1 pseudogene is annotated in these 392 nt (G+C 61.5%); it reads right to left on the reverse strand.

The annotated features are described in order from the left end of the window. Positions 1-392 (reverse strand): annotated as a pseudogene (locus ACR6JA_RS23130) (phage portal protein); the annotation flags it as partial.

Below are 392 nucleotides of genomic sequence, written 5' to 3' on the forward strand. Positions count from 1 at the left end.
CCAGCTCGTTGCGCGCGAAGACCTGGGCGGCTGATATCGGTGTGCCGAAGCCGCCGGAATTCGACGGCACCAGGCCCATGAGCTGCGGCGGCTCGCAGTGCGCGGCGAGCACGTCGTCGCACGACACGTTCTTGATGTTGAAGAAGTCATCGCGCGCGGCCACTTCGCTAACTGGGATGATCTGCATCCCGTCCTTCTTGCCGCGAGGCGCGTACACGAACAGATTGCGGAAGTTGCCCGGCCCCTTGGAATCCTTCATGGCTGCGCGGATGTCATCGACATAGCTGGTATCCGTCGCGGTGTAGGTCAGGTACATGATGAACCCAGCGTGACTGCCGTTCAGGTAGTACTTGCGCCAGAAGAGCGTGGCGGACTTGTTCAACCATGCTGCG

The sequence above is a fragment of the Cedecea sp. B1(4) genome, from assembly GCF_059414925.1.